Origin of the sequence: Carboxydocella sp. ULO1 (genome assembly GCF_002049255.1) — a bacterium.
In the GTDB taxonomy this organism is placed as follows: Bacteria; Bacillota.
The window spans coordinates 118,096-131,984 of the sequence record NZ_BDLQ01000081.1 but is presented as its reverse complement, the minus strand read 5'-3'; the positions used below and the strand labels follow the sequence as shown (position 1 = coordinate 131,984).

Annotated in this window: 9 protein-coding genes; 1 reads left to right on the top strand and 8 read right to left on the bottom strand. The window is 52.4% G+C overall.

All coding sequences use genetic code 11. From position 1 onward, the window contains the following. The 5 genes from ULO1_RS10805 to ULO1_RS10785 all read right to left on the bottom strand — a co-directional run. On the bottom strand, window positions 1-1,248 hold a 1,248-nt coding region (locus ULO1_RS10805; protein WP_242947943.1), incomplete at its 3' end, for a glutamine--tRNA ligase/YqeY domain fusion protein. Window positions 1,249-1,298: 50 nt separating this feature from the next. Next, the gene (locus ULO1_RS10800; protein WP_079933587.1) at window positions 1,299-2,378 is read right to left on the bottom strand and encodes a nitrilase-related carbon-nitrogen hydrolase; all 1,080 of its coding nucleotides are present in this window, start codon (window positions 2,376-2,378) and stop codon (window positions 1,299-1,301) included. A gap of 218 nt (window positions 2,379-2,596) precedes the next feature. Further along, complete coding sequence (locus ULO1_RS10795; RefSeq protein WP_242947942.1) at window positions 2,597-2,803, bottom strand: nucleotidyltransferase domain-containing protein; 207 nt, start codon at window positions 2,801-2,803, stop codon at window positions 2,597-2,599. After that, window positions 2,779-3,567: a hypothetical protein gene (locus tag ULO1_RS10790; RefSeq protein ID WP_079933586.1), complete on the bottom strand. Its 789-nt coding sequence runs from the start codon at window positions 3,565-3,567 to the stop codon at window positions 2,779-2,781. The genes ULO1_RS10795 and ULO1_RS10790 overlap by 25 nt, the downstream gene beginning before the upstream one ends. A gap of 107 nt (window positions 3,568-3,674) precedes the next feature. Next, complete coding sequence (locus ULO1_RS10785) at window positions 3,675-3,851, bottom strand: aspartyl-phosphate phosphatase Spo0E family protein (RefSeq protein ID WP_079933585.1); 177 nt, start codon at window positions 3,849-3,851, stop codon at window positions 3,675-3,677. Window positions 3,852-3,993: 142 nt separating this feature from the next. On the opposite strand from ULO1_RS10785, the gene ULO1_RS10780 reads away from it, so the two are divergent. Beyond that, entirely contained in the window at window positions 3,994-4,374 is a 381-nt protein-coding gene (locus ULO1_RS10780; protein ID WP_078666477.1) for a helix-turn-helix domain-containing protein, read from the top strand. A gap of 51 nt (window positions 4,375-4,425) precedes the next feature. On the opposite strand, the gene ULO1_RS10775 is transcribed toward ULO1_RS10780, so the two are convergent. The 3 genes from ULO1_RS10775 to ULO1_RS10765 all read right to left on the bottom strand — a co-directional run bounded on the left by ULO1_RS10775 (window position 4,426) and on the right by ULO1_RS10765 (window position 13,564). After that, complete coding sequence (locus ULO1_RS10775; protein WP_143325450.1) at window positions 4,426-12,729, bottom strand: GH36-type glycosyl hydrolase domain-containing protein; 8,304 nt, start codon at window positions 12,727-12,729, stop codon at window positions 4,426-4,428. Between the two features lie 137 nt (window positions 12,730-12,866). Further along, a complete protein-coding gene (locus tag ULO1_RS10770) occupies window positions 12,867-13,166 on the bottom strand; it encodes a nucleotidyltransferase family protein (protein ID WP_078666476.1) in 300 nt (99 codons plus the stop codon). Then, entirely contained in the window at window positions 13,163-13,564 is a 402-nt protein-coding gene (locus ULO1_RS10765) for a nucleotidyltransferase substrate binding protein (protein WP_079933584.1), read from the bottom strand. The genes ULO1_RS10770 and ULO1_RS10765 overlap by 4 nt, the downstream gene beginning before the upstream one ends. Window positions 13,565-13,889: the final 325 nt, after the last annotated feature.

The following is a 13,889-nucleotide window of genomic DNA, read 5'->3' as shown; positions in this document are numbered from 1 at the left end:
AATATAGGCATGTTTCAGGCGTACTTCATTGCCAGGATAGAGGCGGTGGTATTTGGGCGGCGGCACTTCCATGAAGTCATCCTGTTCAATGTAAATTTCCCGGGAAAAAGGAATCTTCCGCGTCCCCATTTCCGGATTTTCCGGGTTGTTCTCCGCATCCAGCCATTCCACCTGGCCTTCCGGATAGTTGGTAATCACCACTTTTAGAGGCCGCAGAATGGCCATAGTGCGGGGAGCTTTCAGTTTCAAATCTTCCCGGATAAAATGCTCCAGCATCTGGTAGTCCACGGTGCTGTTGCTTTTGGCTACCCCGATGGCCCGGCAGAATTCCCGGATAGCCTCTGGCGTATAACCCCTCCGTCTGAGCCCGGCAATGGTGGGCATGCGCGGGTCATCCCAGCCGTCTACGATACCGTTATCCACCAGCAGTTTCAGTTTGCGTTTGCTCATCACCGTATTGGTCATATTGAGGCGGGCAAACTCAATTTGCTGGGGCTGGCATTCCATTTCACATTCCCTGATCACCCAGTCATACAGGGGGCGATGGTCTTCAAATTCCAGGGTACAAATGGAATGGGTCACCCCTTCAATAGCATCTTCAAGGGGATGGGCGAAATCATACATGGGATAGATGCACCACTTGTCCCCGGTATTATGATGGGTAGCGTGGAGTATGCGGTACAGCACCGGATCCCGCATATTCAGGTTAGGAGAAGCCATATCGATTTTGGCCCGCAGGGTTTTCTCCCCGTCTTTAAACTCCCCTTTGCGCATGCGCTCAAACAGATCCAGGTTTTCCTCCACTGAACGATTGCGGTAGGGGCTCTCCTTCCCCGGCTCGGTCAGAGTGCCGCGGGTGGCCCGAATTTCTTCAGGTGAAAGGTCACAGACATAGGCTTTGCCCTTTTTGATCAGCAACACTGCGCGCTGATACATTTCCTCGAAATAGTCGGAAGCAAAGTAGAGTCCGTCCCATTCATAGCCCAGCCAGCGCACATCCTCCTTGATGGATTCCACATATTCGGTATCCTCTTTCAGAGGGTTGGTATCATCAAAGCGCAGGTGGGTTTTGCCGCCAAACTCATCGGCCAGGTCGAAATTGAGCACTATCGACTTGGCATGTCCGATATGTAAATAGCCGTTGGGTTCAGGGGGAAAACGGGTAACAATGGTTTTATGTTTACCGGACTCCAGATCATTGAGGATGATATTGCGGATAAAATTGGATGGTGCTTGTTTGTTCTCCATTCCTACCAACCTTTCACAAAATGATCACATATATATTTATACCACAAATTTTACGTAAGTTTAAGGGTATATAAATCCGGCCGCCGGTGTTGCCACAAAGGCATCGCCTGCCGCACCTGGTCCACCCGGGTCAAATCCAGTTCTACCGTCAGCAAACCCGGCTCTGCTCCCAGCTGGCCCACTACCTGGCCCCAGGGGTCTACCACCATTGAGTGCCCGTAGGAAACATAACTGGCCCTTTCATCCCGGGCTGGAGCCACCCCCACGGTAAACACCTGATTGTCCACCGCCCGGCTGCGCAGCAAAAGTTCCCAGTGGGCCGGCCCTGTCGTCAGGTTGAAAGCCCCGGGAACAATCACCAGGCGGGCCCCCTGTAAAGCCATTATCCTCGTCATTTCCGGGAAGCGCAGGTCATAGCAGATCATTACTCCCATCCGGCAATAGGGTGTGTTAAATACTGTTAGTTTATCCCCCGGTCGCAGAGTATCCGATTCCTTGAAATACTGGCCGCCGGGAATATCCACATCAAAGAGATGGACTTTGCGGTGCCTGGCCAGGGGGCGTCCTTCCGCGCCAAAAACATAACAGGTATTGTAAAGGTGTCCTTCCTCATCTTTTTCCGGAATAGAGCCTCCCACCAGGATAAGACCATGTTTTTTAGCCTGTTCCTGCAGAAACTGCCAGGTTTGCTCCCCTTCCAGCTCAGCAAAAAGAGGGAACTGGTCATTTTGATAAGGGCAATTGAACATCTCCGGCAAGATAGCCAGTTCCGCCCCCTGAACTGCCGCTTCAGCCAGCATCCGGGCTGCTGTCTCCAGGTTGGCTGCTTTGTCTGTAGTTACAGGCATTTGCAGCAGGGCCAGTTTCAGTTTATCCCGCTTCAGGCCAGGACCCCGGCATTCATCAGGTTTGAGCCGCGAGCCCGGTGGAATAGCATAGCGCAAGGCCCCGGAAGGACAGAGGTCAATTGCTTTGATGATTTCCTCCGCTTCAGCCCTGTCGGTTTTCACCCAGGGCCGCTCCATGGGCCGAAAGACCCGGGGCAGGGCCCGCACACAATTGCCAGAATGGGTACAAAGGTCAGAATCCCAGTAGACGATCACATCCGGGGTATGGTATTCCCGTTTCATAGCCCAACTCCTTTCTGTAATACACAAGAAGGCATGACTGTCGGTGTCATGCCTTTAGCAATTCTTCTACCACGTTTATAAATCTTTCAGCTATGCGCAGACTTTCTTCAGCATCTTCCTGTAGTTCTGAGTATCAACCATATATCTTCACTCCAGTCCTATTTATTAAACCTGCAAAAGTGGCCAAATTATCCTTATCCCTTTCCCATTCTGACGGTCTAAAAATGACTTTCCTGGACAAGCTCTCGTTTGTTATCAGTTTCTATAATAACACAAAGATCAATATCACTGTTTTTTCTAATTCTTCCTTTAGCACAAGAGCCAAACAGGATGATTGCTTCAGGGCTATATTTTTCAATAATTTGTCGTTTTAACCGCTCAATCTCTTGAAAATGACTGTTCATAATTTTTGTTTCCTGTTCCAATTCTGCAAACCACCTTTTCCACAATTCTGGCAAATCTTAATCGCTTCTTCCAGGGTCAAATTTTGATCGGTTAAGAAGCGAGCTACTTCCAGTATTTCCGGTACTCGCAGATAAATATCCATTGACTGACTATCATAATAACAACAGGTCTGGCAAATCTGTCTATTACCCAGTAAAGGACAATTCCAGAGAGTTTCCTGTTTTTCTCTGGGACATTGACACCAGGCACAAATTTCCGGATCAGCGTCTCTGGCAGGTAAATAACGGTGTATATCGCACAGGTCAATTTGAGGTAACTTCTCTGCTACCCTGTCCTGATTATAATAATCGAATTCCTCAGCGGTAAGAAAACCGGTAGCCACCATGTCCACTTTATACTGGGGCCCAGGCCGGTAGCGACGATATCTGAGGGTAAAGTCCTGTTCCTTAACCAGGAATACCCCGGCATCCTGAAGATACTCTTCTCCTCGTAAAATTTTTTCTACCTCGATGTAATCTCGTTTTATGATAATTTTCCCATCTGTCTCAGAAAATTCAATACCAGTGAGAGGAAATGCTTCGATGCCAATCATATAAGACCAATCAACATCATACTGTTTAAGGCTAACTACCACTATTTTTTCTCCCAGGCGTAGATATTTTTGTACCAGGCTATAACGGGGCAGTGAGGTCGTATAGAACTTCCTATCTCTATATAGGAGAAGCACTGCCAGACACCAGACTCCATCAGTTTGCAGTTGCTCAAGCAATTGCTGAAGCTTCATGTTTGGCCTCCTTATTTTTTTCTTAGCTATTTAATTCTATCTTTATAAGCTATTTCCTGCAAAAAAATACTTTGATTGCCAGATTAGCAACCGAAGTTTGATTTCCGTTATTGACTTTCTTTTTCTTCAAATTCAGTGTTCGTACCGTCACACATCTGATAATATTCAACAATATACTTATCAATTTTTTGACTTATTTTAAGAAGAATATCTGTGCTCAAATTCATATTCATGGCATTAGTAAGGATACTTCTTGCTATTTCTATTTTATCCTTCTTTCCCACCCATTTTCCACTCCCTGTATCCAAAGATTAACATAATTTTACAACAAAATTCGGATCAATGCAAACAAAAAATATATGCTTGTTGCATATTCAGTTGCAGCTGGAAATTGGATAAAGTATTTTTGAGCAGGGAGTGAACAGGATGAAAAAAAATAAGGAAATAAATAATAAAGAAATTGGACAGAGAATACGGACAGAAAGAGAAAAACTGGGGCTTTCCCGGGAAGAATTTGCTGAAATCATCGAGCTGTCAGACTACTATGTCGGTCAACTGGAACGGGGAGAACGACAAATGAGCCTTCCCGTTTTAGCTAAAGTAGCTAATTGTTTGCATGTATCTCTGGATTTCCTCGTTTTCGGTAAAACCGCCTACAATAATTATTATATACATGATGTCGGTAACGCCTACAATTATGTTAGTGATATTGAAATAAATGAATTACTTAATAAATGCTCACCAAAAGAACTTGAGCTGGTAAAAAAACTGATCAAAACCGTTCTCCCTTATGTTCACCCTAGCTAGTATTAAGCAAAGAAACCAGGGACACTACCCTAACGGTGTCCCTGGTTTCTTTTACCCTATGATCACCTCAACCCGGTGCTGCTCCCCATCATCCACCAGCTCCACCGCTCCATCCTGCTTTTCCCTGCCATCCACCACTACCCTCTTTACCCCTCGATTCATGCGCTCAGGATTGCGCACCTGAATCAGGTAGAGGGTAGAACCAAAGCGGTACTGCACCTGATACTCCGCCCAGTCCCGGGGAATACAGGGATTGAAACGCAGCCGGTTCCCTTCCTTTTTCAGCCCCAGTATATGCTCAATAGCCACCCGGTAGAACCAGCCGGCGGCCCCGGTATACCAGGTCCAGCCGCCCCGGCCGGTATTGGGGGCAACAGCATAAACATCAGCAGCCAGGACATAGGGTTCTACTTTATAGCGCATGGCTTCGATACTGGTGCGGGCGTGGTTGATGGGGTTGAGCAGACTCAGCAGCTCTCCTGCTTTGTCCCCCTGGCCCAGCAGGGCAAAGGCCAGTGCGGTCCAAACAGCGGCATGGGTGTACTGGCCGCCATTTTCCCGCACACCCGGCACATAGCCCTTGATATAGCCGGGTTCAAGCTCGCCATCACCAAAGGGTGGAGTCAGAAGCTTGATAATCCCAGCTTCCCGGTCCACCAGATAGTTTTCTACCGCCCGCATAGCTTCCTCCGCCCGGCGGGGCCGTCCCAGGCCGGAAATTACCGACCAGGATTGGGCGATAGCATCGATTTTGCACTCACTGTTCTCCGCCGATCCCAGGGGAGTGCCGTCATCGAAATAGGCCCGGCGATACCAGCTGCCATCCCAGGCATGTTTTTCAATAGCTTCAGCCAGTTGCTGGCGCAAATCCGTGAATTTCTCAGCCCGCTCCAGGTCCCCCTGGGCCCGGCAGATGGGGATAAACCGCTCCAGCACGGTACACAGAAACCAGGCCAGCCAGACACTTTCCCCCTGGCCCCGGTGGCCAACCTTGTTCATGCCATCATTCCAGTCCCCGCAACCCATTAAGGGCAAGCCATGGGGCCCGAATTTAAGGGCATGGTCGATGGCCCTCAGGCAGTGCTGGTAAAGACTCTCCCGGTGCTGGGACTGCCTGGGTATGCTGTACCGCTCATCTTCCCCGGCGGCCAGAGGCTCATCCTCCAGGTAACCAGCTTCCTCCGCCAGGATAGACCAGTCACCGGTCACCCTGATATAGTCAGCAGTCACATAAGGGAGCCAGAGCAAGTCATCGGAATAACGAGTGCGTATGCCTTTCTCCGCCCCCGGATGCCACCAGTGCTGCACATCCCCCTCCAGGAACTGATGGGCAGCATGAAGCATTATCTGCTTCCTGGTTAGCTCTGGCCAGGTATAGGCCACGGCCATCACGTCCTGCAACTGGTCCCGGAAACCATAAGCTCCTCCGGACTGGTAGAAAGCTGCCCGGGACCAGAGCCGGCAAGCTATCACTTGATAAAGCAGCCAGCCATTGAGCAGTAAATCCAGGGCCTGATCCGGGGTTTTTACCAGCAGGGCTCCCAGCCGCTCCTGCCAGAAAGCTTTGACCCGTGCCAGCTCGGCTCTGGCTTCCTCCACCCGGCTATAACGGGCGCAGAGGGTTTCCACCTCTGCCTCCGAGCGGGCCTGGCCGAGGAGAAAGACCACTTCCCGGGTTTCGCCGGGAGCCAGCTCCAGGGTTGTCTGCATTACCCCGGCAGGCACCAGCCCAGCCCCCACCCGGCCGGAAAGCCCGGTCCGTTTCATAGCCGCAGGGAATTCCAGAGTGCCATTGGCCCCGATAAACTCCAGCCCATCAGCCGTCCAGCTGCGTCTGCTTTCGGAACAGTCAACAAAAAGCAGGCGGCCCGAAAAATCGTGGTTATAGGTATTGGTAAAGAGCAGGATGCCTTTTTCCCCATAGCTGCGGCTGACCAGGTAGGGAGCTGTGCTCTCGCTGTCTACCCCCATAACCGGGCGCAGGTAGTAGGTCAAAGTCAGTCGTCGCGGCCGGGAAGAGTAGTTATGCAACTTGACCAGACAGAGCTTAACCGGATCCTGACCGGCTACAAAGACAGTTAATTCCTGGCCCAGCCCGTGGCCCTGCTGCTGAAACACCGTATAACCCTGCCCATGGCGGATCAGGTAGTCCCGTTTTTCCCGGATAGGCTGGGGCGTCAGGCTCCAGTAGCGGCCATTGCTTTCATCCCGCAGATAAATGACCTCCTCGGGCGGGTCACTTACCGGATCATTGGACCAGGGGGTGAGTTTGTTTTCCCGGCTGTTTTCCGCCCAGGTGTAGCCTGCCCCCGCTTCCGTTATATTGCAGCCAAAATCGGGATTGGCCAGCACATTGAGCCAGGGAGCCGGAGTTGTTTGCCCTTCCTTGAGCCAGATCACGTATTCCCTGGCGTCAGGGCTAAACCCGCCCAGGCCATTGTAAAAAAGCAGGGAACCGGGCTCTAGCGGCACTGTCTCCTCTTCCTCCTCTGCTGCTTCAGGCACCAGTTCCGGCAGGGCCGGCCGGTAGCGGGGATTGGCCGCCAGCTCTTCCCAGGAGGTAGCAGCAGTAAAGCACAGGCGCGCTACCGTAAAGAGCAGGGTCCGGTCCGCCTCGGTTAACTGCCGCTCGACCAGCAGATAAACTCCACCCTTGCGCTGGAACAGCTCCCGGGCCGGACTGACCAGGATCAGTTCCCGGATCCGGTCCTGCAGCGGCCGCGTGTATCCTTCTTCTTCCTCCACCAGCAATACGAGATCCACCGCCAGCCCTTTGCGCCGCCAGAAATCGTGGGCCCGCAGCAGTCGCTGTACCAGCTCGACTTCCTCCTGATCAGCAATCCGAACCAGCACGATGGGCAAATCACCAGAGATACCAAAGGGCCAGAGATCAGGCTGTCCCTTCCGGTTGCCAGCGATCACCTCTGCGTACTGGCGGCGAGCCGGTCCGGGAAAGAGCAAGGCTGGAATCAGTTTAAGGTAAGTTTCCACCTCCCGGGCAGGCAGATCCAGATAATCAGCCTCAAGGCGGCTGCGGTTCCAGGCCAGTTCAAAAGCTCGTGCAATGGCCTTTTCATCCCGATATTTATCCGCCAGGCGCAGGGCTTCTTCCCGCGTTTCCGCTACTGCCAGGACAAAAGCCACCTGGGCCGATTGTCCTGGTTTAAGTCGCACCCGCCGCCGCAAGCTGAAGATGGGATCCAGCACCGCCCCACTGCTGTTGGAAAGAGGCTGGTCCACCGCCAGGGCCAGGGGATAGTCCAGGTTGCGATTACGGCCGATAAATTTGGCCCGATCGGTTTCGTATTGCAGATCCCCTGCCACTTCACCCTTAACACTAATGCTGTGCAGGGCATAAAGGGGTTTCTGCCCCTGACTGCGGGGTCGGCGCACCGCCAGCAAACAATCATATCCAGGTACAAACTCCGTAGTCACAAACAGTTTGCTGAAAGCAGGATGGGCAGCATCCGCTTCCGGGGGCGCCAGCACAACCTCCAGGTAGCTGGTAACCTCTACCACTCGTTCGTACTGGCTGTGGTTGGTCAGAGTGACAGTGCGGATTTCCGCATTATCCTCCGGAGAAACGGTAATTCGAGTGTGGGTTTCAATATTCCCATCCTTGCGCAAATATTCCGCTTTATCCGGCGCAAAAATCACCTGGTAATACTCCGGCTCCACCCGGTAAGGTTCAAAAGTAGCAGACCAGACATTATTGGCATTGAGATTCTGAATATAGATGTAAAAACCACTGCAGAAACCGGGCCAGTTTTCCTGCCAGCGGGTCAAGGCCAGATCCTGCCATTTACTGTAACCCGCTCCTCCATCGGTTAACAACAGGGAATAGGAGCCATTGGACAGCAGATGCACCCGGGGCATTTCCCGCTCCGGCACTCCGTATTTCCTGACCACTTCCGGTTCATCCTGAAATTTGCGCTGCCGGGGCCGAAAGGCTTCCCGTTGTTCCTTAATAATACTCACTTTCAGCGGTATGCGCTCCTGTAACAGGATTTCCGCCGCTTTCACAGCCGGGTTGGCATGAAAACGCTGCTGCATACTGTTGCCGGTGAAAAAATTGGTAAGAGCCAGCAGGCTCATGCCCAGGTGATGAGCCATGTAGTTTTTGACTACCGCTTTTTGCCCCAGGGTATAATCAATGGCTTCGTAAAAGCCGTAGATGCCTGCCAGCCCTTCTTCCCGCAGCCGTCGCAAATTGGTCAGAGCCGCTCGCGGCACCAGGGGCAGAGCCAGTATAGTGGCATAGGGGGCTACCACCAGTTCCTGGGCCAGGCCCCGCTTCAGACCCAGGTCAGGCACGCCAAAAGCCTTGTACTGGTAATTGAGGGCCAGGTCAAAGGCATAATAAGCTGCCTCCGATATCCCCCAGGGTACCCCGCGCTCCTGGCCGTATTTTTGTTGCACTCTGACGGCGAAGGAATAGGTGGCATCCAGCAGGGTGTTTTCATAGGTGCGCATTACCAGCAGGGGCATCAGGTATTCAAACATGGTCCCCGCCCAGGAGACCAGTCCCTTATCCCCCTCTACCCGGGTTAGCTTTCGCCCCAGCCGGAACCAGTGGCGAGCCTCCACTTCTCCCCTGGCAATGGCCAGGTAGCTGGCCAGACGCGCTTCTGAAGCCAGAAGGTCATAATAGGATTTGGTCAGCTGCCCTTCATCAACATGGTAACCGATCGAAAAGAGCTTGCGCCGGGAGTCGTACAGGGGGGCAAAACGGGTATTTTCCACCAGATTCTGAATTCGCTGCAGCAAGTCCTCGCCTCGACTCCGTAATTCCTCCTGGTTGCAGGCCATTTCCGCCCGCAAGGCCTGCACCATAGCCAGCACCTTCTGGCCCCAGTAAGAACTGGTCCTCCCCTGAAGCTGCTCTTCCAGCTGTTCCAGCAGAACCAGCCATTCCGCCTGGCTGCTTTCTGCACGGGCCAGCAGGCTTTCCAGCTCCCCGGTAGTTATGGCCCCTGCGTTGCCTGCTTCCTCATTATAAAGGGCGATCGTGTCCAGCAGCCCCCGGAGCAAAACCGGCTCCAGCCCAGGTCGCTTGAGATATTCCCTTATTCCTTCCGCCAGTACAAGCAAATAGCCGACAAAATTACCGCTGTCCACAGTGGAGACATAGCGAGGCCGCAGTACCCGCAGGGTCAGGGTATCATACCAGTTATACAGGTGGCCTTCCCATTTTTCCAGTTTTTCCACCGTAGCCAGAGTAGCCTGGATTCGCTCCAGCATTTGCCCTGTCCCCAGGAAACCCAGGTCCCGGGCGGCCAGAGTGGAGACCAGCAATAATCCGATATTGGTGGGAGAGGTGCGATGGGCCACCCCTTTAGGCGGATCCACCTGGTAATTATCAGGAGGCAGATAATGGTCCTGGGCTATCACCATGTCCTCAAAATAGGCCCAGGTTTGCCGGGCCAGCCGCCTTAGTTCCGCCTCCTCCGCCGCTGTCAGGCGTTCTGGCGCTCGCATATAATCCCGGCTTACCCACCAGGCCACCGCCGGGGCCAGCAGCCAGGTCAGGCCAACCAGCAGGCCAAGCCCTGTTGTTGCCGGGCTTTCTCCCCGTCCCCAGGCCAGAACTGCTACCAGCACCCCGGCCAGCGGAGCCATGAACAGCTTGCGGTAATAGGTTGCCAGGTCGTTTTTCAGCAAGGTCTCCAGCTCAGCGGCCGGAATCCATTCCAGCAGATTTTTGCCGGTCACCAGCACCCGCACTAACGTCCTGATAATGGCATCCAGCATTAAATAGCCCTGGTAGGGCAGGAAAAGGAACTGCAACAGGGACTGGTATACACTGGCCCTTACCCCTGTCAGCACCGTCCGCCCCTGTACCCCTTCACTCAATAAATAGAGCAGGGTGGGAAGAGCTACTGTTCCCAGGCCCAGGCCAAGCCAGACCAGACTGCTACCCGGCAGCAGCCCTGTTCCCAGCACTACCAGTAGCACCAGAGCCGGGCTGACCAGACTGCGGCGCAGGTTATCGCAGATTTTCCATTTGGATAGCGGCGAAAGGGGATTGGGCCGCCACTGCCCCTGCCGATCCTTGACCCGGCTTTTTAGCCAGGGCAAAAGCTGCCAGTCTCCCCGCACCCAGCGATGCTGGCGCAGGGAATAGGCCAGATAGCGGGCGGGATAGCCATCCAGCAGTTCAATATCCGTCACCAGCCCGGCCCGCAGATAGCTCCCCTCCAGCAAGTCATGGCTCAAGACGGCATTTTCCGGTATAGCTTCCTTGAGCAAGGTCTGGAAGGTATCCAGATCATAAATACCTTTGCCGGTGAAAATCCCTTCCCCGAACAAGTCCTGATAAACATCAGAAACGGCAGTGGTATAGGGGTCTATTCCTCCCTGGCCGGCAAAGATCCGGCTAAACCAGGTGCGATTGGCACTTTCCAGCTGCACCCCAATCCGGGGCTGCAACAGGCCATGTCCCCGCACCACCAGACCCCGTTGCCGGTCAACCACCGGCTGGTTCAGGGGATGGGCCATGGTACCAATCAGCTGGCGGGCTGTCCCTAAGGGCAAACTGGTATCAGCATCCAGGGTGATGATATATTTCACCCTGGGCAACTGCTCCCGTTCACAACTTAGTACAGTAAAACTGGTATCAGGAACGCCCCGAAGCAGGTCATTGAGCTCTATGATAGCCCCCCGCTTCCGTTCCCAGCCCAGCCACTGGCCCTGGGCCGGATTATAGCGCCGCTCCCGATGGAAGTAAAAAAAGCGCGGTCGCTGCGGAGCATAACGCCGGTTCAACTCGGCAATCCCCGCCAGAGCAGTAGCCACGATTTCCTCATCATCGGCAGCCTTTGGCTCTGGACCATCTTTGAAATCCCCCACCAGAGCGAAATACAAATTTTCCTCTCGGTTGGCCAGATAATGAACCTCCAGCTTTTCCACCAGCTCCTGCACCTTACTGGCTTTAGGCAACAGAGTAGGAATGATTACCATTGTGCTATTTTCCGGCCCGATGCCTTCCCGCAGTTCCAGCCTGGGCAAAGGCCGGGGAGCATACAGCCGGCTGACACAGAAATTGACCAGTGTTAAAGCGATTTCACTGGCCGGCAAAGCCACCAGAGGAAGCAAAGCCAGCAGCCTCCAGCTCCACCCCCCCTGGGCCCGGCTGACATACCCCATCAACAGCCCTATCACTGCCAGAGTCAGGAAAACGAGGGAACCGAAATAGACCCGGTAGGGATGCTGACGGAGCCAGCTCCGCAACCCCCCCAGGCCCCGGGGCCGTCCCCCCAGTTTATCCTCCAGTTCTCCTCTGCCCTCACCGAGCAAGTAATACCCTGCATGCCGCGCAGCCTCACCTTTACCCTGTTCCGCAGCAGCCCGGGCCAGGGTCAGTACCTGTTCGGCAACCAGCCTTTCCGGCAGCTGGTAATACCGGGCCAGTTTTTCAATCTCATGCCGGTAATAATCCCGGGAGGCAAAATCCATCCGGGAATAATGGCCAGAAGGATCCTGCCGCAACATGGCTTCCACCTGACTCAAAGCCTCAAAAATTTCATTCCAGTCCAGAGCCGCTACTGACCTGAGGCTGGTAATAGCGGCCCCCATAGCTACCTGCCGGGCCGCCTGCCGTCCGTGCTCTTCCCTGATCAATTCCTCCAGACTCAGCTGGCTCGCAGCCAGTTCCTGTTCCAGCTCCGCCAGCAAAGGGGCTGCTTTGCCGCCCTGCCGGCGCAACTGCTGTACCAGCAGTTCCAGAAAGGCAGGCTCCAGTCCGCCAGCTTCCCTTTGTTCCCGGACCAGCCGACGCAGTTCCCCCGCCTGCAACTGGGTTGCTACCTGCCAGGCCCGTTGCCGCTGTCGGTGACAGACCTTCAGTTCCTGGCAAAGCTGGCTAATCCGTTCCAGGAGCGCAATGCGCAGCATCACCGCCAGAGCCCACAATTCCGTCATGGCCAGAACCTGCCGCTGCTGATAGGCCCCGATAAAGCTGAGGATTTTGCCTTCATCCAGATTGCCATCAGTATGTTCCACCAGCTCCCTGGCCAGCCCATATACCCGGGGTAATCCTGCCATCTCCTTATTCTCCAGCAAAGGTAAGCGCAAGTGAGGTTTGCGGGTCAGGGTGTGCTGGATATCCTTGACCTGTTCCTCCAGTAAGTAGAAATTATCCAGCAACCACTCCGCCGTTGGTGGCAGGGGCTGCTCCCGGTCCAGCTCTCTATCCAGAGTCTGATAAACCTCAAGTATGGTCTGGTAATGCCGTTTCACCCCGGCCAACAGGGCCCGCGGGAAACGAGCTTTTTTGCCGATTACATGCTGTTGGGCTAATTCCAGCGCATGTTGCTCTATCTCTCTGGGGCTAAGCAAGTTTCTTTCTCCATTCATGCAGCACTCACCATTTCGCCAAAATTTTTCACATACCTAGTTTGCCCCATTTTGCGCAGTTTAGCCATCTGGCTAAAAAAGGTAATAAAAAAGACACCCCTTACCAGGGCGTCTAAAACTTTAGCTAGGACTCCTTATTAATTATTTCTTCTGTATATTTCAATCCCTTCCCTTTCAATATTTTGCCTCAGTTTTTCATTGGTAACGCTGGCCATATCAATCACATTAATTTTATATATTTCAGCAGCATTATCAAGATCAGCAAAAAATCCCGGATAGGGTTTACCGTCCATATATATTGCAATATCTATATCGGAGTTATACCGGAAATCACCTCTCGCCCTGGACCCAAAAATAACAGCTTTTTGTACTACCTTGCACATATCTATTACTGAAACAATTTTTTCAATAATCCTCTGTTCCAGGCCGAATCTCATTGTTCCATCTCCTTGCTGATAATTTCTTTAAGTTTGAACAATTCTCTGAAGTACTTGTTTCTTATTCTTTCAAAAATACGTCTGGCTTCAGTTTCATCATAGGTATGGGATGTCAGATTTCTGTCATCAATCATCTCCAACCAGATATCGCCGTCTACTATCAAACCTGCTGCAAAAGCCTCCTTAAAGGCCTCCCTGGGTGTTCTGACCTCAGCTATACCAGTATAGGCCAAATATGCTTTCAATAATTTCCAGGACAACTCATAAGTAAATTCAAACCTCTGAATTACGCCATCCAGAACAATATCATCGTTTTCATCTCTGGCCAGCGATTCCCGCAACCTTTCTACTGCTCTTGTGTAATTATGTAATTTTTCCTTCACTTTACCTTTATCCATAAAAATCCCCCCAGAAATTTACTGACATTAGTCCCTCGGGTCATATTCTGCAAAAAGCGGGCTTTTCCTGCTTATTTTAACCTGAATTAAACTTTTTGTGCACGTGTTAGCCAATAGAATTTATGTCCTCTATTTTTTGCTAAAATTATGCAACCCATTTAATCGACACGTTTCCATTGTTTCCAATAATTTCCTAAACATAGAAAAAGTCCAGATTACCGCCAGATGTTGATTTAAAAAAAACCCTTTCCATTTCCAAACCCTCCACCCCGCATAAACTCTACATGTCATTTTTTGGGAGGTAATAAAGTTTTTCCGTAATTAA